The sequence below is a fragment of the Bacillus sp. AM1(2019) genome, assembly GCF_009906915.1.
In the GTDB taxonomy this organism is placed as follows: Bacteria; Bacillota; Bacilli; order Bacillales; family Bacillaceae; genus Bacillus; species Bacillus velezensis.
Genome location: NZ_CP047644.1, coordinates 37,501 through 57,011, shown reverse-complemented (window position 1 = coordinate 57,011; position 19,511 = coordinate 37,501). Strand labels below are relative to the sequence as shown.

At 44.4% G+C, this 19,511-nt stretch carries 24 protein-coding genes (1 of these 24 running past the window's edge); 1 reads left to right on the top strand and 23 read right to left on the bottom strand.

The annotated features are described in order from the left end of the window. Positions 1-161: 161 nt before the first annotated feature. The 12 genes from spoVG to metG form a co-directional block, all read right to left on the bottom strand. Entirely contained in the window at positions 162-455 is a 294-nt protein-coding gene (gene spoVG, locus GNE05_RS00310; RefSeq protein WP_004264660.1) for a septation regulator SpoVG, read from the bottom strand. A 195-nt stretch (positions 456-650) separates the two neighbouring features. Continuing rightward, positions 651-1,031 (bottom strand): 2-iminobutanoate/2-iminopropanoate deaminase, encoded by a 381-nt coding sequence (gene ridA, locus GNE05_RS00305; protein WP_004264663.1) that lies wholly within the window; start codon positions 1,029-1,031, stop codon positions 651-653. Next, complete coding sequence (gene purR / locus GNE05_RS00300; protein WP_004264666.1) at positions 1,028-1,885, bottom strand: pur operon repressor; 858 nt, start codon at positions 1,883-1,885, stop codon at positions 1,028-1,030. The genes ridA and purR overlap by 4 nt, the downstream gene beginning before the upstream one ends. Before the next feature lie 55 nt (positions 1,886-1,940). After that, positions 1,941-2,810 (bottom strand): 4-(cytidine 5'-diphospho)-2-C-methyl-D-erythritol kinase, encoded by an 870-nt coding sequence (ispE, locus tag GNE05_RS00295; RefSeq protein ID WP_007409927.1) that lies wholly within the window; start codon positions 2,808-2,810, stop codon positions 1,941-1,943. A 143-nt stretch (positions 2,811-2,953) separates the two neighbouring features. Next, the gene (locus GNE05_RS00290) at positions 2,954-3,142 is read right to left on the bottom strand and encodes a small, acid-soluble spore protein, alpha/beta type (RefSeq protein ID WP_011996172.1); all 189 of its coding nucleotides are present in this window, start codon (positions 3,140-3,142) and stop codon (positions 2,954-2,956) included. Between the two features lie 162 nt (positions 3,143-3,304). Beyond that, positions 3,305-3,565 (bottom strand): biofilm formation stimulator Veg, encoded by a 261-nt coding sequence (gene veg, locus GNE05_RS00285; protein ID WP_003218330.1) that lies wholly within the window; start codon positions 3,563-3,565, stop codon positions 3,305-3,307. Positions 3,566-3,776: 211 nt separating this feature from the next. Further along, entirely contained in the window at positions 3,777-4,652 is an 876-nt protein-coding gene (yabG, locus tag GNE05_RS00280) for a sporulation peptidase YabG (RefSeq protein ID WP_160182324.1), read from the bottom strand. Positions 4,653-4,824: 172 nt separating this feature from the next. Further along, positions 4,825-5,706, bottom strand: a complete 882-nt coding sequence (rsmA, locus tag GNE05_RS00275) for a 16S rRNA (adenine(1518)-N(6)/adenine(1519)-N(6))-dimethyltransferase RsmA (RefSeq protein WP_004264694.1) — start codon at positions 5,704-5,706, stop codon at positions 4,825-4,827. Next, on the bottom strand, positions 5,696-6,259 hold the full coding sequence (gene rnmV / locus GNE05_RS00270) for a ribonuclease M5 (protein WP_004264696.1): 564 nt from the start codon (positions 6,257-6,259) through the stop codon (positions 5,696-5,698). Before rnmV ends, rsmA begins: the two co-directional genes overlap by 11 nt. A gap of 134 nt (positions 6,260-6,393) precedes the next feature. Continuing rightward, positions 6,394-7,719, bottom strand: a complete 1,326-nt coding sequence (locus GNE05_RS00265; protein WP_023356663.1) for a resuscitation-promoting factor — start codon at positions 7,717-7,719, stop codon at positions 6,394-6,396. 134 nt (positions 7,720-7,853) lie between these two features. Then, positions 7,854-8,621, bottom strand: coding sequence for a TatD family hydrolase (locus tag GNE05_RS00260; protein WP_021494159.1), 768 nt, complete (start codon positions 8,619-8,621; stop codon positions 7,854-7,856). Between the two features lie 76 nt (positions 8,622-8,697). Then, complete coding sequence (metG, locus tag GNE05_RS00255; protein WP_160182323.1) at positions 8,698-10,689, bottom strand: methionine--tRNA ligase; 1,992 nt, start codon at positions 10,687-10,689, stop codon at positions 8,698-8,700. Between the two features lie 482 nt (positions 10,690-11,171). On the opposite strand from metG, the gene abrB reads away from it, so the two are divergent. Beyond that, the gene (gene abrB / locus GNE05_RS00250; protein WP_169510469.1) at positions 11,172-11,462 is read left to right on the top strand and encodes a transition state genes transcriptional regulator AbrB; all 291 of its coding nucleotides are present in this window, start codon (positions 11,172-11,174) and stop codon (positions 11,460-11,462) included. Positions 11,463-11,510: 48 nt separating this feature from the next. Here abrB and rsmI read toward each other — a convergent pair whose 3' ends face one another. The 11 genes from rsmI to GNE05_RS00195 all read right to left on the bottom strand — a co-directional run. Beyond that, positions 11,511-12,392, bottom strand: a complete 882-nt coding sequence (gene rsmI, locus GNE05_RS00245) for a 16S rRNA (cytidine(1402)-2'-O)-methyltransferase (protein WP_160182322.1) — start codon at positions 12,390-12,392, stop codon at positions 11,511-11,513. Further along, complete coding sequence (locus GNE05_RS00240) at positions 12,367-12,666, bottom strand: GIY-YIG nuclease family protein (RefSeq protein WP_007409921.1); 300 nt, start codon at positions 12,664-12,666, stop codon at positions 12,367-12,369. Before GNE05_RS00240 ends, rsmI begins: the two co-directional genes overlap by 26 nt. Continuing rightward, a complete protein-coding gene (locus GNE05_RS00235) occupies positions 12,653-13,396 on the bottom strand; it encodes a tRNA1(Val) (adenine(37)-N6)-methyltransferase (protein ID WP_004264717.1) in 744 nt (247 codons plus the stop codon). The genes GNE05_RS00240 and GNE05_RS00235 overlap by 14 nt, the downstream gene beginning before the upstream one ends. A gap of 60 nt (positions 13,397-13,456) precedes the next feature. After that, complete coding sequence (gene yabA / locus GNE05_RS00230; RefSeq protein WP_004264720.1) at positions 13,457-13,816, bottom strand: replication initiation-control protein YabA; 360 nt, start codon at positions 13,814-13,816, stop codon at positions 13,457-13,459. 14 nt (positions 13,817-13,830) lie between these two features. Continuing rightward, positions 13,831-14,658, bottom strand: a complete 828-nt coding sequence (gene ricT, locus GNE05_RS00225) for a competence/sporulation regulator complex protein RicT (RefSeq protein ID WP_004264723.1) — start codon at positions 14,656-14,658, stop codon at positions 13,831-13,833. Between the two features lie 2 nt (positions 14,659-14,660). Beyond that, the gene (gene holB, locus GNE05_RS00220) at positions 14,661-15,650 is read right to left on the bottom strand and encodes a DNA polymerase III subunit delta' (RefSeq protein ID WP_007409919.1); all 990 of its coding nucleotides are present in this window, start codon (positions 15,648-15,650) and stop codon (positions 14,661-14,663) included. 11 nt (positions 15,651-15,661) lie between these two features. After that, complete coding sequence (locus GNE05_RS00215) at positions 15,662-16,102, bottom strand: YaaR family protein (RefSeq protein WP_004264730.1); 441 nt, start codon at positions 16,100-16,102, stop codon at positions 15,662-15,664. 12 nt (positions 16,103-16,114) lie between these two features. Continuing rightward, positions 16,115-16,444 (bottom strand): cyclic di-AMP receptor DarA, encoded by a 330-nt coding sequence (gene darA, locus GNE05_RS00210; RefSeq protein ID WP_004264734.1) that lies wholly within the window; start codon positions 16,442-16,444, stop codon positions 16,115-16,117. A gap of 70 nt (positions 16,445-16,514) precedes the next feature. Further along, on the bottom strand, positions 16,515-17,153 hold the full coding sequence (tmk, locus tag GNE05_RS00205) for a dTMP kinase (RefSeq protein WP_007615155.1): 639 nt from the start codon (positions 17,151-17,153) through the stop codon (positions 16,515-16,517). Beyond that, positions 17,150-18,583 (bottom strand): aminotransferase class I/II-fold pyridoxal phosphate-dependent enzyme, encoded by a 1,434-nt coding sequence (locus GNE05_RS00200; protein WP_160182321.1) that lies wholly within the window; start codon positions 18,581-18,583, stop codon positions 17,150-17,152. The genes tmk and GNE05_RS00200 overlap by 4 nt, the downstream gene beginning before the upstream one ends. Positions 18,584-18,660: 77 nt before the next feature. Next, positions 18,661-19,511, bottom strand: the 3' portion of a protein-coding gene (locus GNE05_RS00195) for a toxic anion resistance protein (RefSeq protein ID WP_061861082.1). Its footprint extends 268 nt past the window's final position; 851 of the gene's 1,119 nt are visible here — the last part of the coding sequence; its start codon lies beyond the right edge, outside the window; the stop codon is at positions 18,661-18,663.

Genomic DNA, 19,511 nt, shown 5'->3' with positions numbered 1-19,511 from the left:
AGAAAAATATATCCTAAATAGCTGTTGATTTCAAGAAGACATCAAAAAGTGCAAGAATTTTCTATGTAATCGCTTTATTACTGAAAAATCAGATTTAAAAAAGGACTGCCGGAAAAGGCCTTGTGTCAGCCTTTATCAGCAGTCCTTACATTTTGTTATGTTTAAGAAGCCCCGGCTTCTTCATATTCTAATGCTTCAGAGTCACCCAAACGATGATACTCATTTAAAACAGCATCCTGGATCTTGCCCCGCGTGCTGGAATTAATAGGATGAGCAATATCGCGGAATTCTCCATCAGGGGTGCGTTTACTCGGCATCGCAACGAAAAGACCATTGTTTCCATCAATCACACGAATATCATGTACGACAAATTCGTGATCCAGCGTGATGGATGCAATCGCTCTCATGCGACCATCGGTATTCACGCGGCGTAATCTTACGTCAGTAACTTCCACAGTAGTTCACCACCTTTTCCCTATATAAAAGCATTAGTCTAACAATTCCACGATTCTTTTTAAATTCCTGCACGTTTCAAAAAGTTTTTTTGAAAATATAGGATATACATACACAATTAGGTGATAAACCATATTTGGGGATCATATACTGCATAAAAAAAGTGATCCCGGAGACCGGAACCACTTTTCTGAGATTTAAGATTTCACCAGCGCAATGACTTCAATTTCCACGAGAGCGTCTTTCGGCAGTCTCGCCACTTCCACACAAGACCTTGCCGGCTTATGTACATCAAAGTATTGTCCGTACACTTCATTCACTTCCGCAAACTGCTCCATATCAGCAATAAACACCGTTGCTTTTACAACCGTCTCGAGCGAAGCGCCCGCTTCTTTCAGCACAGCTTTTAAATTGCTGAACACCTGATGCGTTTGTTCTGTGATATCACCGTTTACCATTTCTCCTTCAGCAGTAAGAGGAATCTGGCCTGAGCTGTAAAACATGTTGTTTACGATGATTCCCTGTGAATATGGCCCGATCGCTGCCGGCGCGTGTTTTGTATGGATTGCTTTTGTCATTTTTCTGTCTCCCCATTCTTTAAATGCTGTTCTTTAAAAAATCGCAGAAAATTGCCGTTTTGAATCTCAATCGTTTTGTCTTTCATATTGATGGTTGAAAGCGTGAGCAGTGACATGTATTCATCGACAAGCCGTTCATTCACTCCCTCGGCTTCAACCAAGACGCCTATTCCCGCGACGTTTGCATTAAACTCATCAAGCAGGCTGATCATGCCGTTAATGGTGCCGCCGGCTTTCATAAAGTCGTCAATAATCAAAACGTTCGAACCCGTAGCCAAACTTCTTTTCGCAAGCGACATCGTTTGAATGCGGTTAGATGACCCTGATACATAATTGATGCTCACCGTGGAGCCTTCCGTCACTTTGTTGTCCTTTCGCACGATGACAACCGGAACGTTCAGATAACTGGCCGCTGCGTAAGCAAGAGGGATTCCTTTTGTCGCAACGGTCATCACCACATCAATCTCCCGCTCCGCAAAAACGGAAGCAAAAAGCCTGCCTACATGAGAGAGGACAGATGGCTTTCCTAAGATATCCGTTAAATATACATAACCGCCCGGAAGGATACGCTCAGGATTTACTAAAGACTGTCCCAGCTCCTGTATAAACGCTTCTGCTTCAGCCTGTTTCACTTTCGGAATGTATTTGACGCCTCCGGCAGCTCCCGGCACTGTAAGCAGCGTCCCAATGCCTTGCTGTTCAAAGGTCTGTTTAATAATCGTTAAATCTTCACTGATTGATGACTTTGCTGATTGATACCGTTCTGAGAAAAACGTTAACGGTATTAATTCATGCGGATGGGTTAACAAATAATTTGTTAAGTCCACCAATCTGCCGCTGCGACGAAACTTCATGAACTTACCCCCAAAATCCGAATAATTTAAAAATAATATAACTTAACATACGGATTTAATCAAGAGCATTCTGTTCGCCGATCATCCGCACCGCGTACACTTGATCACAGAAACCTCTTAACCCGTTATAAATCCGCTGCACCTTCGATTCGTATTGAACCAAACCGAATACAGTCGGTCCGCTTCCGCTCATTAACACCGCATCAGCGCCGAAGCGTTTCATTTGATTTTTAATCATCGCCACCTCGGGATGGAGGCTGAGCGTAACCGACTCCAATACGTTTCCTAATTGTCCGCATACCTTTTGGAAGCTTTTTTCTTCAATCGCGTCAATCATCGCCTGCACATCAGGATGCCGAACCTGCTGTAAGTTCAGCCGGCGGTACACTTCGGCAGTCGATACCCCGATCGTCGGTTTGGCGAGCACGACCCAGCAATGAGGCGGAGCACTGATGTGCCTGATCTTCTCACCGCGTCCGGTTGCCAGGGCAGTGCCTCCGTATACACAGAAGGACACGTCTGAACCGATTTCAGCTCCAAGCTCCGCGAGCTCTTCGACAGAAAGCTTTAAATCCCAAAGCCTGTTCAGCCCTCTGAGCGTGGCTGCCGCATCGCTGCTTCCGCCGGCAAGGCCTGCCGCAACAGGGATCACTTTTGTAATCATAATGGAAACGCCTTTTTTGACTTGAAACCGTTCTTTAAGCAGTTTGGCTGCCTGATAAGCCAGATTCCTTTGATCATCCGGAACAAAGCGATTATGCGACGCCACTCTGATAACGTTTTCGGGCAGTTCTGTCAGTTCAATCCGATCTGCCAAATCAATTGTCGTCATGATCATCTCCACTTCGTGATAACCATCCGGGCGTTTACTCGTCACATCGAGGGACAGATTGATTTTGGCCGGCGCTTTTTCTAAAATACGCATAGCTTTCACCTACTTCTCCATCTAAACATAAGTATGAACATTGTATCACATTTGGAGACCCGGAGGTACTTATCCGAAATTGACGCCGGTTTTGACAGCCGATAGAAAAAACCGGGGAACGGATTGTCCCCCGGGCCACTGCATTATCGGTTATTTTGGTTCTGAGCCGCCATCTGCTGTTCGGCAATCTCAATCGCGCGCTTTACCATATTCCCGGCGTCACGCGCCCGAATGCCTCCCCAGCCCTCGTTTTTCACCGTATCGTAAAAACCAAGGTCCTTCGCCAGCTCATATTTGAACTCATCTGACATAACTCCACGACGTCTGCCCAAACGAAACAACCCCTTTTATAGAATTGATCACCATTCGTGCACGCCACGATAAAACATGTGACACCTATAGCTTCCGTTTAATCGGCTGAAACTTTCGAGGGAATAATTAGAAGAGCTTTAGAAGGCAAAACAAAAAGCAGTAAACAAAAGGTTCACTGCCCATTAAAATGCTACTGAGCTTGCCGCATCGTCATTGAATGTCAATTCAACAGTCTCAGTCAGAATATCAGCATAACTGTATGAAACTCTTTCAAACGAGTTCTCGTCTTGATCTAGTTGTATCACAAAAACAGAAGGGTACGTCTCAGCTAAAATGCCCGAACGCTCAATCGTTTTTCGGCGGCCGCCGTTTGCTTTTAACGTAAGCCGTTTACCTAAATTCCCATCAAGCGATCTTTTTATATCGGACAACGTCTTCGCCATTGCATCCACCTCACTACATTTATTGTACAACAAGAGCCCAATTTTGTCAAATAAAATTTAAATTATATCAACGTTAATAAGTCATTGTCAACAAAATTATTTTGACAAAATTCTATTGATTTCTGCGTTATTTTTCACAAGTTCCGGAAATTTATGTATCAATATGTAAAATAATTAACCCGCATAGCGAAATATATGCGGGTTTTATCACTCATCCATTTGATTTATACGGCATACCGACACGCAGCACACCCTTCGTTTCAATTCCTCCCAGCCCTTTCTCTCTCGTCAGCGTATTTCTCAGGACATCCCATACATTGATCCGCTCCATAAACGGAGTGAAGCTGATTTTCGCGACAATATATACCGGGTCAAGCGCATGGATATTGACGCGTGACGGCGAACTTGCAAAATTGGCGCCTGCCCTGATTAAAGACTCGAAATGAGATTGGCAGGCCCCCGCGAATATGACCAGCTGATCCAAATGAGGTACTTTACGCCTCGCTCTTTGAACGGTTTCGACAAAGTGTTTGGAATGCCTGTAGGCGCTTAAATCGTTCACGCCTCCCTTATGCTTGGAATATGCATCATGGCCGGTGATGACTAAAATATCCGGCCTGTATTTATCAAGCAGCTCGTCAATTGCTGCCGGCATTTTTTTCTCATGGCAATGAATTCCGTATACCGGCACACCGATTTTTTCATAAAAGTTCAGGCACTTTTTCAAATAGGCCTCATCGCCGTCCAGATGCAATACCTTTCCGGGCATATGAAAGTAGTGCTCCTGATGCTGATATTGATTTGTCGCATAATATTCCTGTTTTTCCCGAAGCAGCTTATAATCCTGGCGGAGCAGCTCGAGAGATTCATTCATCCTGCTTTCATCTCTTTTCTTTCTCATGGCCTGTTCGTCTTTTCTGACAGGCTCCAAATCAGAAAAATCAGCATCCGCAATCAATCTGACTTCGTCACCATGCAGGATGGCAATTGAATTTCCGTTGCTTGTTTGCTCTATACCGATAATGCGAAATAAAACATCCATTTGATAGGATTTCCTGGCTACCATATCTCCTATTTGAAATTGCACGTTACCCACTCCACAAATAGACTAAGCCTCATCATGAAAGAAGTCTTGGCAAATACACCTCTTTCCGCTGCGGCGCTTGATGTTTCAAGCTTTTGTTGCAGTTGAATGAATAAGGTTCTCCTCTAGCCTATGTTGCGGCAGTCCAAGTGGTGACGCAAAACAAAAAGCCCTCTTAGAAAAGGGCTTTATGCAATCCGTTGGACAGGAGCGCGAATTCTTCTATGGACAGGGATTCACCGCGCCGCTTTCCGTCAATATTCGTTTCTTGAAGAACTTCTTCAATTTGAGCTTTTTTCTCTTTTCCGCCCGGAAGATTGTTCACAAGGTTGTTCAGCAAGGTTTTCCGGCGCTGTGCGAAGCTTGCTTTAATCAGCTGGAAGAAAAACGGTTCATTATCGACGTCAACCGCCGGGCCGTCACGAAGCAAGAGACGGATGACGGCTGAATCGACATTAGGCTGAGGCACAAACACCGTTTTCGGGACGGTCATGACGGTTTTGGCCTCCGTATAGAACTGAACCGCAATGGAAAGCGATCCGTACTCCTTAGAGGAAGGATCAGCGGCCATCCGCTCAGCGACCTCTTTTTGCAGCATCACGACAATTCCTTTTAACGGAAGATGTTCTTCCAATAGCTTCATGATGATCGGCGTCGTCACATAATATGGGAGATTCGCCGTCACCATAATTTCATCACAATCCTGAAACTGCTCTTCAATGACAGATTTTACGTCTGCTTTCAGCACATCTTGATGAATGATCGTTACATTGTCATATGGAGACAGCGTATCATTGAGAATGGGCAGCAGGCGCTGATCAATTTCAAACGCGACGACCTTTTTCGCCCGTTTGGCAAGCTGCTCTGTCAGCGCGCCGATTCCGGGCCCGATTTCAATGACTCCGGTCCGATCCGTAATTTCCGCATGGTCCACAATTCTGTCCAATATATTTGTATCAATTAAGAAATTCTGTCCCAGACTCTTTTTAAAAGAGAAACCGTACTTTTTCAGAATTTCCTTCGTTCTGATAGGTGTCGCGATATCTTTATTGTTCATCCTGTTCCTCCTGCCTCATAGCATCGAGCGCATCAATAAAATCACTTCTTTTGATTTGAAACATTTGCAGCCGTTTTTGAAGCTGCTTGCCGTTTGTATAGCCGATCTTCAGCAGGTCGCCCAATCGTTCGCGGCGTCTTTTGGCAGCCGGTCCGCCGATCAGACCGGCCTGTATGACATCTTCAGCTGAAATCTCACTCGGCTTTGCCTCCATCTCTTCATGCACATTTTCCAGACATGCTCTGATGCTTTCAATGGATGCGTGCTCAACGCCAATGCCGCGCTTGTTTTTCGGTTTGGCAAGATGTTTGGGCAGAAATGCGTGTTTACAGCCGGGTACTGCTTCAGAAATGGTTTTCCGGATCTTTTCCCCCGGAAAATCCGGGTCCGTCAGCACGATGACCCCTCTCGTTTCCTGCGCCAGCCGAATCTGTCTGATGACTTCGTCTCCGATTGCGGAACCGTTTGTCTCGATCGTATCCGCATCAACGGCAAGTTTTATGCGCGCAGTGTCATCGCGTCCCTCGACTACAATAATTTCTTTAATTTTCATTACTTCCTCCAAAAAAACTTTTTATATCCAAAACGAAACCTTTGCTTACATGTCACGTCTAATATACTGAAAATACACTTTACCTATTATAACGAAAAAAACAGAGGGCGCAAAACCCTCTGAGTGAATCGGAATTAATTTAAGATTTTTATTTTGACCTGTTTCTTTCCCCAGCGGTAAGCTGAAGATTTTTCAGGGAAAAAGACATCAATCCGTCTTCCTTTAATGGCTGAGCCCGTATCAGCGGCCACGGCATCCCCGTATCCGTCTACGTGGACTCTTGTGCCGAGCGGGATGACGCTTGGGTCTACCGCAATGACTTTGGCATTCGGATTGCTTGTCAGGTTAACGCCTGTAGCCGTATGGCCGGAACAGCCGCTGCAGCTTGCGGTATAAGCCGTGGAAGACACGGTAATCACTTTACCGGAAGATCCGGTTTCGCCCGAAGATGCCTTCACAGGTGCACTGAGCTGCTCAATCTTGGGACTGTGCCGCTTTGTGCCGACCGCAATGATCTGATCTTTGCTTTTTTCAGATGTTTCTTCTTTAACAAGCTTTCTTGAAACTTCTTTTCCATTTTCTTTGACAACATGAAAATGCTTTTTAAGTTTGCCTTCTTTTCCTTTTTGAACGATCTTTTCTTTCCCGCTGTCGAGAGACGCATCTTCTTTTTCTTTCACTTGATACGCTATTTTTTCCTCAACTACATCGGTGACTTTTTCGATACGAGTGATTTGTATACCGGCCTGATTTTTTGTGAGCTTTTCGTGTAATGCCGGTTTTACTTTATCTTCGTCTTTCATGTCCATCTTATGCTGCGTTAAAAAGTCAGCGACCGTAGTCGAAGTCGTCCATATTTTCTTTTTCTTTCCCGCATCATTTACAGTGACCTGAAAAGCCGGGTCGACCGTGACTTTCATGCCGTTTGTCACTTTCGTATCTGCTGCTGGATCTATTTTATCGTGCTGATTCACAGGTGTATGCTGTTCGTTCAGAAATGCGCCGACTGTTTTTGCCGTTGACCATAAAGTCTTTTCTTCTCCGCCTCTTGTCACACGGATCTGCTTTGCAGCTTCATACACGACATTCATGTTGTCTGCCAATGCTGTCTGCTTAGACGGGGTAATCCGGTCTTCATTTCTCGTCTCTATATGTAAATCTTCCAGAAGTTCCCCAACCGTTTTTGCATGAGTGCGTATTTGCTTTTTCTTGCCGTTGATGGAAACAGAAACTGATTGTTTTGAGAGCTCATGTGCCCCGTATGCAGTTCCGGTTCCGCCCAGCAGAATAATAGCTGCAATAAGAATAACCTTGCTTTTACCAAGCTTTACGGAAAACAGTTTTTTCATTTTTTGTGTGATGAAAAACGCCTCCTTCTCCTCGGAGAGATTATATAGAGTATCTAAAATGCTGTCAACCCTCCCATCTCGAAGATGAAAAACCTTCAGCGTATCCCTCATTATGCAAAAACAAAGCAAAAAAAGGAAGAGAGACATATCGACAACCTATCTTATGAGGAGAAGGAAGCTTGTAGAACGGTTTTACATATCCACTGAATCGGACAAGCCTTTACACGTTACGACAGCGCATTCTGTCAGTTCATGCGGAAAAGTCTTTTTGCGTTTTCGGTTGTAATTGAGGCAATTTCTTCATATGTCAGCCCTTTTAATGCAGCGAGCTGTTCAGCAACATATTTTACATAGCTTGGCTCATTTCGTTTACCGCGGAAAGGATGCGGTGTCAGGAAAGGACAGTCCGTTTCAATCAGCAAACGGTCATTCGGAATTTCCTTTGCCACTTCTTTTGGTTTCTTCGCATTTTTGAAGGTAACCGGTCCGCCGAATGAAATATAAAAATTCATATCCATACACTGCCGCGCAACCTCCGCGCTCCCCGTAAAGCAGTGCATAATGCCGCCGACTTCTTCCGCCCCCTCTTCTTTCAAAATCGTGACAACATCTTCCGTTGCATCACGATTATGAATGATAATTGGAAGGTTCACTTCTTTGGCGAGAGCGATTTGTTTCCGGAATACTTCTTTCTGAACGTCTTTTGGTGATTTATCCCAGTGGTAATCAAGGCCCATCTCTCCGATTGCCACGACTTTTTCGTGAGAGGACAGTTCCTTAATCCATGATAAATCTTCCTCTGTCATGTCAATTGCATCTACCGGATGCCAGCCGATCGCAGCGTATATAAAGTCATATTCCTCAATCAGCTCCATCGCACGCGTGATAGTGGGTTTGTCGAATCCGACAACGACGATTCGTTCAACTTTTTCAGCCTTTGCACGCGCAATGACTTCCTCTAAGTCTGTGTCAAATTGCTCGGCATTTAAGTGCGCATGTGTATCAAAAAGCATCATAAAAACTCCTTTCTTGTTGAAAAACAAAAGGTGTTCGACGGAATGTTACACGTGAAACACCTTTTGCATCTATTTATTTAATTCGAGTGCCTTTCGGTAATGACTGGTCGACAGCTACAACTTTGAGAACGCCGTCCGATTCTCCTGCCAGTATCATTCCTTGAGAAAGCTCGCCTCTCAGTTTTACCGGTTTTAGATTCGTTACACAAATGATCTTCATTCCCACAAGCTGATCCGGTGTATAATGCTTCGCGATACCTGATATAACTTGGCGCTGTTCAAAGCCCAGATCAATTTGCAATTTCAGCAGCCGATCTGCTTTTTTCACCGGCTCTGCGGACAAGACTTCTGCGACGCGAAGTTCTGTATCCATAAATTGATCAAACGTAATTTCAGGAAGACGCTCTGCCTCTTGCGGCTCTTCCGCCTTTTCTTCTTTAGCAGGAGCAGTTCCTTGCATTTTTTGCTTGATGTAAGCTACTTCTTCTTCAGCTTCAAGACGAGGGAAAAGCGGTTCCCCTTTTTTCACTTTCGTGTTCTTCAATTGGCCGAATGTCTGAATGCTGTCCCATGCTTTAAGAGACTGATCCTCAACTCCTAGCTGGGCAAACATTTTTTCAGGCGTTTGTGTCAAGAAAGGCTGGAGCAATACGGCTGAGATACGTAATGATTCAGCTAAATGATACATGACAGAACGTAATTCTTTTTCTTTTTCCTGATCTTTAGCAAGCACCCACGGAGCAGTTTCATCAATATATTTGTTCGTACGGCTGATTAATTGCCATAGCGTTGATAAAGCGACTGAAAACTCCATGTTTTCCATTGCCTTTTCATAAGCTTTAACCGTTTCACCGGCTACAGAAGAAAGCTCTGAATCAAAATCTGTCACATTTCCTTCATATGAACCAATCTCGCCGTCAAAATATTTTTGGATCATTGCGACTGTACGATTCAGAAGGTTTCCTAAGTCGTTCGCCAAGTCATAATTAATCCGTTCTACGAAACCTTCCGGCGTAAAGACACCGTCTGAACCGAACGGTACTTCGCGAAGCAGGTAATAGCGAAGTTCATCCAAGCCGTAGCGTTCAATTAACGTTACCGGATCAACGACATTTCCTTTTGATTTCGACATTTTTCCGTCTTTCATCAATAACCAGCCATGCGCGAATACTTGCTTAGGCAGCGGGAGATCAAGCGCCATCAGCATAATCGGCCAGTAAATGGTATGAAAACGGACAATTTCTTTACCGACAAGATGGACGTCCGCCGGCCAGTACTTTTTGTAAAGCTCATCATTTTCCGTATCGTAACCGAGCGCTGTAATATAGTTGAACAGTGCGTCAATCCATACATACACGACATGCTTCGGATTTCCCGGTACTTTTACGCCCCAGTCGAACGTCGTTCTGGAAACGGCCAAATCTTCAAGCCCCGGTTTAATGAAGTTGTTAATCATTTCATTTTTGCGTGATTCAGGCTGGATGAAAGAAGGATTTTCCTCATAAAACTTCAGCAGGCGGTCTGCGTATTTGCTCATGCGGAAGAAGTATGACTCCTCTTTGATTAATTCGACCGGATGGCCGCTGTCCGGGCTTTTTCCGCCGACAACCTCACCCTTCTCATTTCTTTCCACATCCACCAGCTGTGTTTCCGTATAGAATGTTTCATCAGGGATGCTGTACCAGCCCTCATACTCATCCAGGTAAATGTCACCATTATCAAGAAGTTTTTGAAACACTTTCTCGATAATTTCTTTGTGCCGGCTTTCCGTCGTCCGGATGAAATCATCGTGAGAAATGTCGAGCTGCTTCCATAGTTTTTGGATTTCAGCAACTGCACGATCTACATAAGCTTGAGGCGTGATATTCTCTTCCTCCGCTTTCTGCTGGATTTTCTGTCCGTGCTCATCCGTTCCGGTTAAGTAGCGTACGTCAAATCCTTTTAATCTTTTGTAACGCGCCATCGCATCGCCGGCCACGGTAGTATAAGCATGGCCGATATGTAATTTTCCGCTCGGATAATATATCGGGGTCGTAATATAAAAAGTATTATTGTCTTGCGGCATGTTGCAACCTCCCATTCAGAATGTCGAAAAGCTCACGCCCAAAGGACGAGAGCGGTTTTATTTGATATACAATATTGATATTTGTCCTCTATCTATGATACCATCTTAGCCTTTAAGATCAAGGATATATACGTACTGCGCGTAAAAGAGTAAATAAAATTAAAAATTTTTATTGAAATTAAAAAAAGTCTTAACATGTCGAAATTTGTCGTATATAATCTACTAATATAAAACATCTTGGTTCGAAAGTCTTGATTTAAAAGGATTTTCAGTAGGATAATAGGTTCGAAAAAGCAGTTAAAAAGCCTGTTATTTCAGGATTTCCAAGGCTTTACTTACTATAAGAACTAATTCTTACAAACAATAGCAAACAAAAAGATTGACGATTATTGGAAACCTTGTTATGCTAGGAATGTAAGGAATTTTGTCGAATAATGACGAAGAAAAATATAAACTACAAATAATTATCTCTCGGGAGGAGACTGTTAATGAAATCTACTGGTATCGTACGTAAAGTTGATGAACTTGGACGCGTAGTTATCCCTATCGAACTTCGCCGTACACTGGGCATCGCAGAAAAAGACGCTCTTGAAATTTATGTTGATGATGAAAAAATCATCCTTAAAAAATATAAACCAAACATGACTTGCCAAGTAACTGGTGAAGTTTCTGATGATAACCTTAAACTTGCCGGCGGCAAATTGGTACTCAGCAAAGAAGGCGCTGAGCAAATCATCTCTGAAATTCAAAACCAGCTTCAAAACCAAAAATAAGCTATTTCATAAAAAAACCGTTCTTGTTACGACACAAGAACGGTTTTTTTATGATTGAATGTGATAAGCGTCATAAATCTCGCGTTTCGGCACGTCCCGATCTACCGCTGTTTGTTTTATGGCCTGTTTGGAAGAAGATCCTTCATTTATGTAATGCTCCACATGTTCTTTCTCAGAAAGCTCCGTCCACCAAGGCTTTTCCTCTTCATCCGGTTCAGCGGTTTGATTTCCTTCGACAACGAGACAGAACTCACCGCGGATTTGATCTTCATTTGCCCATTCAATCACCTCGGCGATGGTTCCTCTGATGAATTCCTCGTACTTTTTCGTTAATTCTCTCGTGACGGCGATGGTTCGATTACCCAAAACGTCATGCATTGCTGTTAATGTTTCTTTTAATCTGTGCGGCGCTTCGTAAAATATCATCGTTTCCTGCCGTTTTTTCAGGAGTTCGAGTTCTTTCTTCTTTTCTTTTTTCTGTCTGTTTAAAAATCCGTAGAAGAAAAACGGCTGCGGGGTGATGCCTGATGCGGTCAGCGCGGTTAATGCCGCATTTGCACCCGGAAGCGGAACGACATATCCGCCGATTTGGGTGAAATCTCTCACAATCTCAGCCCCCGGGTCGGAAATTGTCGGCATGCCGGCATCACTGACCAATGCCACATTCTTTCCGCTTTTCAGCCATTCAATGATTTTATGGCCGCTGCTTTCTTTATTATGTTCATGATAGCTGATGAGAGATGTTTCTATGGCATAAACATGGCACAGCTTTTTCGTCTGTCTCGTATCTTCGGCAGCTATGACATCGGCCGATTTCAGCGTCTCTACTGCACGAAAGGTCATGTCCTCCAAATTGCCGATCGGTGTAGGAACAAGGTACAGAGTTCCCATTTCAGATTTTCCGTTAAAACTCATCTGGCGTCTTAACATATACAGCCTCCTTGCTGCGTCGTTTTTCTTCTATATATTGCTCTTTTTTCTTTCGGGTCAGCTGTTTAAAACGGTATTCCGCCTGCATCGCTTCCCGTTTTGTTTCAAATGATTCCGCATGGCATAACGAAACCGGCCTCCGCGCCCTTGTGTACTTCGCGCCCTTTCCCTCATTGTGGGTTTTCAGCCGTTTTTGCAGATCATTTGTATAACCGGCATACAGACTGTTGTCATTGCACAGCAGCACATAAAAGAAATGACTATTTGTCTCCATATAAAATCGTGCGGATCTCTTTCGTATATTCATTTTGTTCATTGTATACGAACAGCGGGGGAAGAATTTTGAGATCAGGGCGGCCGCCTTTAATTCCTTCAACCAAAATGGTATTCGCTTCTTTACCTTGTTTCGGATAAATAAACTGAACCCGTTTCGGTTCTATTCGGTATGCTTTCATTAATTCAAAGATTTCCAAAAGCCTCCCCGGCCGATGAACGAGAGCCGCTTTTCCGCCTTGCTTCAGCAGTTTGCTGCTGACGGAAATCACATCTTCAAGCGTGCAAAGGATTTCGTGCCTTGCGATTCTGAGATGTTCGTTCAGGTTCTGCTCCGCCTCTTTCGGTGTTTTAAAATAAGGCGGATTGCAGGTGACAACATCATATTTATTATGTCCGAGTCTTTCCGGCATATTTTTCAGATCATCATGAATGAGACTGATCTGACCGCCCAGCCCGTTGTATTCCACGCTTCGGAGCGCCATATCATACAAGCGTTCCTGAATTTCAACCCCGGTGATATCGGCTTTTGACCTTGTGCTGAGCAAAAGCGGCACAATGCCGTTCCCCGTGCATAAATCAACGATGTTCCCCTTTTGAATCGGAACGTATGCAAACTTAGACAGCAGCACGGCATCTAATGAAAAAGCGAAAACCGTCGGACTCTGTACTATTTTCATATCCTCTGCTAATAAGTAATCCAATCTTTCATCATCACGTAATGAAACCATAATCTTATTCCTTTCGGCACTCTTTGAAAAAGGCTTCCGACAACAGCGGAAGCCTTTTCCTTATTTTTTATTTAAGAAGGACAGACAAAAAAGGCAATCTCCCTTGCGGACGCTCCCATAATGGACGTTGCAAATATGAAAGCCTTCTTGATACAGCCGGGCCAGATTGTCGTACCCTTCTCCTATATCACTCTGCTCTGCCTTCTGTGTTTTTGTTTCTTTCTGATCGGCTTTGAATTTCTCAATTTGCTCTGTCGTGTCATCAAGCCGCTTACGCAAATGCTTATTTTCAAGCTGAAGATGGTGATTCTCTTCAATCATTTCGCCGATATGCTGCTTTAAGTCACCCAGCTGACGGTACAGCGAACCGATTTGTTCCTCCAGGTTTATGACAGTATCAAATAACTCTTTTTTATCCAAGGTTCCACACCTCGTTAATCTGTGGTTTGTGCGGATACGACGCCCTCTTCCAAGAGCTCTTCCCAAGTATATTCTATCACTTTTTCACGATTCTTCAGTTCCACCTGAAGCACCCGTTCCAGAATATTAAGACCGACAACCTTTGCGGGGCCGTTTGCCGTCGTAATCATTTCGCCTAAATCCGGCAGCTGTTCTTTTGCCGTCTCATACTCATCATTTTCGTACTTCAAACAGCACATCAAACGGCCGCACAGACCGGAAATCTTCGTTGGGTTCAACGATAAATTTTGATCCTTCGCCATTTTGATGGACACCGGTTCAAAATCACCGAGGAACGTGGAGCAGCAAAGCATTCTCCCGCATGGTCCGATACCGCCGAGCATTTTCGCCTCGTCCCTCACCCCGATTTGGCGCAATTCGATTCTCGTTTTAAAGATAGAAGCCAAGTCTTTGACCAATTCCCTGAAATCTACCCGTCCGTCTGCTGTAAAGTAAAAAATGACTTTATTGCGGTCAAATGTAAACTCAACATCAACCAGCTTCATATCTAAGCCGTGGTCAGCCACTTTTTTCTGACAGACTTCAAAAGCGGACAAGGCCTCCTGTTTGTTTTCTTCTACAATGAGAAGATCGCGTTCATCAGCAACGCGTATGACCTTTCGAAGCGGAAGCACAACATCATGCTCGTCCACTTGTTTATTTGCGATGACAACCTGCCCGTATTCGACACCTCTTACGGTTTCAACAATGACGCAGCTGTCTTGTTCTATATCAAATCCGTTCGGATCAAAATAATAAATTTTCCCCGCTTTTTTAAAGCGGACGCCTATTACGTTGTACAAGCTTATCCCTCCTGCAACGTTAACACCAAGTGCTCCATTAATCCCTGCACATTCACATTGGAATGAAGCCGTTTTTTTGCTTCTAAAACAGCGAGAATTTGGTTCGTAACGCTTTGTTGTGTAAATTGCAGCGCATGCTGTTTTATTGATTGGAATAAGTCTTGATAAATCAGTTTATCTTCATTTCCAATTTGGATGGATAATACATCACGGTATATCAATAAGAGCATATCAAGACCCATTTCTTGATGGGTTTTTTCTTTGAAAAAGGGCACCCACTGATCCTGAATGAAGAAAAAGGCATGTCCTTTCCGCTGATGTAAGACTTCATACAATTTTATCACTTTCGCTCTGGACTCTGCAAACTCATCATTTCGACTTAATTCGACTGCTTCCGCAATATTATTTGTCATATTTGCTAAGAGCCGGGCCATGTGAGGGCTCACTTCCTGTTCAATCAGTCTTTCTTCTATGGCTTTCGGCTGAAGCGGCTGGAACGGAAGAACCTGACATCTCGAAACAATGGTATCCAGTATTCGATGGAGCTGCTCAGTAATAAGAATTGCGATGGTGTCTTGACTCGGCTCCTCTAAAAATTTCAGCAGACTGTTTGCTGCATTTGTCGTCATTTGATCCGCATGGGATATAATGTACAGCTTTTTATGCGATTCCAGTCCTGTTTTAGAAAACTCTTCCTGAAGCGATTGGATCTGAGCCTTTTTAATGGATAATCCGTCGGGCTGAACCACATGTAGGTCGGGATGGTTTCCGGATTCGATACGCTTACAGTTCCGGCATTCCCCGCAAGGCTCAGTCCCGTCTTCAAGGCAAAAAAAGCTTTTTGCGAGAAGCAGTGCGGCATCCAATTTGCCCGTACCTTTTTTGCCTTCAAACAGATATGCGTGAGAAAGCCTTTTCTTTTCAATGCTGTTATGCAAAAGCCGCATCACTCTGGGCTGCTGCCCGGTCATTTCCTTCCATGATATTGCCATTGTATCACTCTCTATGTGTAAAGGTTAATCAATAAACCTTTTATTTCTCCGATTCGATCCAGCAAATCAATTGCCGGTTTTTCCTGATCTAACATTTCTTCCGTCAGCTGAAGCAGTTTTTCATCTATTTCTTTCACAAGCCCCAGAGTCCGGCTGCTGCCGTACAGGTCAAAGCTTTTCTCCGTCTCATGCGATAATCCGCTGTCTACGGCCTCTTTTACAAAACGTTTTACCAATCCTTTGAATTTCGCTAAGTCTTTGAAGTTTCTCGACTTCGTCAGCCTTTTCCCGAACGTTTCTATATCCGTTAAGAACCTGCTCAGCTGATCAAATTTCAGCTTGCTGCTTTGGCTGTCCATTGAACTTTTAAATGTTCCGGAAAGCTCTGCCGCTTTATAAGCAGGCTGCTGCTTTTTCTCAATAAATGTACGTAAGTCAGAATTTATTTTCACGTCGTCAAATCCTTAAAATTGATGAAATTCATCGACCGGGAGGACAAAGACCGTCGCTCCGCCGACTTCCACTTCGACGGGATATGGAACGTAGGAATCCGCATTCCCGCCCATCGGGGATACCGGGGCAATCATCTGATCACGTTTACAGCCATTCTCTTTAATGAGGCTGAGCGCTTTATCGACACGGATATCTTCCACCCCGATCATAAACGTCGTATTGCCTGATTTAAGGAATCCGCCTGTTGTCGCAAGTTTCGTCACCCTGAAGTTGTGGTCGGTTAATACTTTCAAAAGCCTGTTGCTGTCCTGATCCTGCACCACTGCCACTATTAGTTTCATTCTCTAGGCCCCCTTTAGGTTGGAAAGAACATTGTCGTTACATTCATTATAGCAACTTATGAGAAACAGGTCACAACTGAATTTTTTTCAATGCTTCATTTATCACTTGAAGTGCGTCCTGAATGACGAGTTCCTTCTTTTTCGATGCGTCGATTGTATGGAATCTTTCCGGAAAACGCTGCATTACCTTTTGGTATCCTTCCCGTACTTTCGTGTGAAAGTGCAGGGCCTCAAGATCGAGACGATTCTTTTCTCTTGAATCATTCGACGTAATCCGTTTCAACCCTTCTTCCGGCTCAATAGAAAAATAGATGGTGACATCAGGCATCGTATCGCCGATTGCAAACTGGTTGATAGAAAGAACTTCATCAATCCCGAGCCCTCTCGCATAGCCTTGATAAGCCAGCGAACTGTCGATGAAACGATCGCACAGCACAATGCGCCCTTCTTTCAATGCAGGCTGCACCTTTTCGGCTAAATGCTGTCTTCTCGCCGCAGCGTAAAGCAGTGCCTCCGTTTTTGCATCCATCAGTGTATTGTTTTTATTTAAGATCACTTCTCTGATCTGTTCCGCAATGTCGATGCCGCCCGGTTCTCTTGTCGCTGTCACCGGAAGCCCCTCTGCCGACAGAATCTCTTTCATTTCCTGAAGCACAGTCGTTTTCCCTGCACCTTCAGGACCTTCAAATGTTATAAATAAACCGCTCATGATTTCTCCTCTTCTATATAGACAAGTAATTGTTCCCCGTTTAACAAGCCTTGAATATGCGCGTCCATGCCGATTAAACGGGAAAGCTTTTGTACGATCTCTTCTGTTATCCGTTCTCCGTCCATGATCAGCGGAATTCCCGGCGGATAAGGAATAATGTTCCCCGCATGCAAGCGCCCGGCCGCCTTATTTATATCTGCAGGCTCTTTTGTAAACTTCCGCATCTCATTTTGCGGATATTCAAGTGTCGAAATGGACGGAAATGTCCAATTCACGGCATCCGGCAATTTATCGGGCGGTGTATTCTCCAGTTTCTGCTGTATGTTTCTTACGGTTTCCTGTTCTATCATCCGCCGGCCGCCTATCGGCAGGACGAGCAATACTTGGTATTCGTCAGCCAGCTCGGCAACAATGTCTTCACTCTCCAAAATACGTTGTAATGAATAGCCGGAATGTCCGAGCTTTGAGCGAAGAATTAATTTTAACGGATCCGCCCGCAGCCCATATCCGGAAGGCTCGATTATTTCAATAGAAGAAATTGATGCGAACCTTCGTTTGATTTTCTCAATATGCTCCATATGAACGGGAAGTGTCCCTTTTTCAGCAATATCCTGTACATAAGCGCGCGCCGTATCTAAAGATGCCATAATCGGGTATGACGGGCTGCTGCTTTGCAAACTGCTTACATAATAAGTTAATCGTTCTCTGTCAATTCTGGTGCTGTTCAAATGAAAGTAAGACCCCATCGTCATAGCCGGAAGCGTTTTGTGAGCCGATTGAACAACGGCGTCCGCCCCCATAGCCAATGATGAAGGCGGGAAAGGCTGGCCTAACACAAAGTGAGCCCCATGAGCCTCATCCACCAGTACAGGAACGCCGTATGAATGGGCTTTTTTAACTGCCGCAGTCAAATCGGCGGCGTGTCCGAAGTAAGTCGGATTGGTCAGAACAAGTCCTTTCGCGTTCGGATATGACGCCAGCGCTTTTTCGATGACTGAAAGGGATACATGTGCCGGCACATGCATGTTTTCATCGATTTCCGGCAACAAATAAACCGGCTTGGCTCCGGCCAATGCCGCCGCATGGAAAACAGACTTGTGACAATTACGCTGGATCAGAATGGGTTCACCCGGTTCACAAACAGCTAAAATCATCGCCAGATTGCCGGCGGTCGTTCCATTGACGAGAAAGAAACTTTCCTGAGAGCCGTAAAATCTGCTCACCAAATCCTGCGCTTCCTTAATGACCCCCGTCGGGTGGTGCAAGTCATCAAGACCCGTGATCTCAGTCATATCAATAGATAAAAGAGATTGATATACAGATTTGGCTTCATCAAAAAAGACATCTCCATTGTGATGTCCCGGAACATGAAAAGAATACGTATTTCGGTGCGCATGCTTCATCAGCGCTGTATATAAAGGTGTGTCCATTTTTAAACAAATCCTTTGCCTGTCTTTCTTATTATATCGTGACTGCGAGCCAACTTAAAGCTAAGACTTTTTGCCATCTAGCCGTTATCCCGGCCGGCCCCCATATCAAGCAGCTTCTTTTTTAAATCGCCTTCCATGATAACAAGCTCCTCCTCGGCACGCCTGCGTTTCATCCTGCCTTCTTCTTGAATAGACATGATTTCTTCAAGTGTGCTGACTAAGCTTTCCTGCACTTTTTTGAGGGTCTCTGCCTCAACAAGTCCGCGCTCATTGGCTTTGGCGGTCTCGACTGTACTTGTTTTCAGAAGTTCGGCGTTTTTCAGCAGCAATTGATTTGTCGTATCCGCCGCCTTCTGCTGCACATCTGCCGCACTCCGCTGCCTCATAAGCGTCAGCGCGATGGCGACTTGATTCTTCCATAAAGGAATAGCCGTAACAATGGAGGACTGAATTTTCTCTGCCAGTGCCTGATTCGTGTTTTGAATCAGACGGATTTGCGGCGCACTCTGGAGCGTAATCTGCCTGCTCAGCAGCAGATCATGCACCCTCTTATCCAGACGGTCGGCAAACTGGCGAAGATCATTCACCTCCTGCGCGGCCATTTGATTGTGTTCTTGTAATTCGGCTTTTCTTGCCGCTTCGGGTATCAGCTTTGTTTTCAGCTCATCTAATTTTAATTCCCCCGCTGCTATATACATAGTTAAATCAGAAAAGTATTGTTTATTTTGGGCGTACAGCTGATCTAACAATTTATTGTCACTCAACAGCACATTTTTAGAATGTTCCAGCCTTCTGCTGATACGGTCAATCTGCACACTTGTCTTTTGATATTTCGAAAGCACTTCCTGCACAGAACCGGATACCCTTTTAAACAGCCGGGCGAAAAACCCTTTGTTCTTCATCTGCAGATCATCAGGGTTTACCTGGT

Bases quoted from the DNA above. Each gene is read 5' to 3' on its own strand.
- GNE05_RS00260 (WP_021494159.1), bottom strand. From the start codon at position 8,621: ATGCTTTTTGATACACATGCGCACTTAAATGCCGAGCAATTTGACACA.
- rsmI (WP_160182322.1), bottom strand. From the start codon at position 12,392: ATGTTAAGACGCCAGATGAGTTTTAACGGAAAATCTGAAATGGGAACT.
- darA (WP_004264734.1), bottom strand. From the start codon at position 16,444: ATGAAACTAATAGTGGCAGTGGTGCAGGATCAGGACAGCAACAGGCTT.
- ridA (WP_004264663.1), bottom strand. From the start codon at position 1,031: ATGACAAAAGCAATCCATACAAAACACGCGCCGGCAGCGATCGGGCCA.
- GNE05_RS00265 (WP_023356663.1), bottom strand. From the start codon at position 7,719: ATGAGGGATACGCTGAAGGTTTTTCATCTTCGAGATGGGAGGGTTGAC.
- purR (WP_004264666.1), bottom strand. From the start codon at position 1,885: ATGAAGTTTCGTCGCAGCGGCAGATTGGTGGACTTAACAAATTATTTG.
- GNE05_RS00200 (WP_160182321.1), bottom strand. From the start codon at position 18,583: ATGGACACACCTTTATATACAGCGCTGATGAAGCATGCGCACCGAAAT.
- rsmA (WP_004264694.1), bottom strand. From the start codon at position 5,706: ATGAACAATAAAGATATCGCGACACCTATCAGAACGAAGGAAATTCTG.
- holB (WP_007409919.1), bottom strand. From the start codon at position 15,650: ATGGCAATATCATGGAAGGAAATGACCGGGCAGCAGCCCAGAGTGATG.
- metG (WP_160182323.1), bottom strand. From the start codon at position 10,689: ATGCCGCAAGACAATAATACTTTTTATATTACGACCCCGATATATTAT.
- veg (WP_003218330.1), bottom strand. From the start codon at position 3,565: ATGGCGAAGACGTTGTCCGATATAAAAAGATCGCTTGATGGGAATTTA.
- rnmV (WP_004264696.1), bottom strand. From the start codon at position 6,259: ATGAAAATTAAAGAAATTATTGTAGTCGAGGGACGCGATGACACTGCG.
- tmk (WP_007615155.1), bottom strand. From the start codon at position 17,153: ATGAGCGGTTTATTTATAACATTTGAAGGTCCTGAAGGTGCAGGGAAA.
- GNE05_RS00235 (WP_004264717.1), bottom strand. From the start codon at position 13,396: ATGGTTTCATTACGTGATGATGAAAGATTGGATTACTTATTAGCAGAG.
- GNE05_RS00240 (WP_007409921.1), bottom strand. From the start codon at position 12,666: ATGGAGACAAATAGTCATTTCTTTTATGTGCTGCTGTGCAATGACAAC.
- ispE (WP_007409927.1), bottom strand. From the start codon at position 2,810: ATGCGTATTTTAGAAAAAGCGCCGGCCAAAATCAATCTGTCCCTCGAT.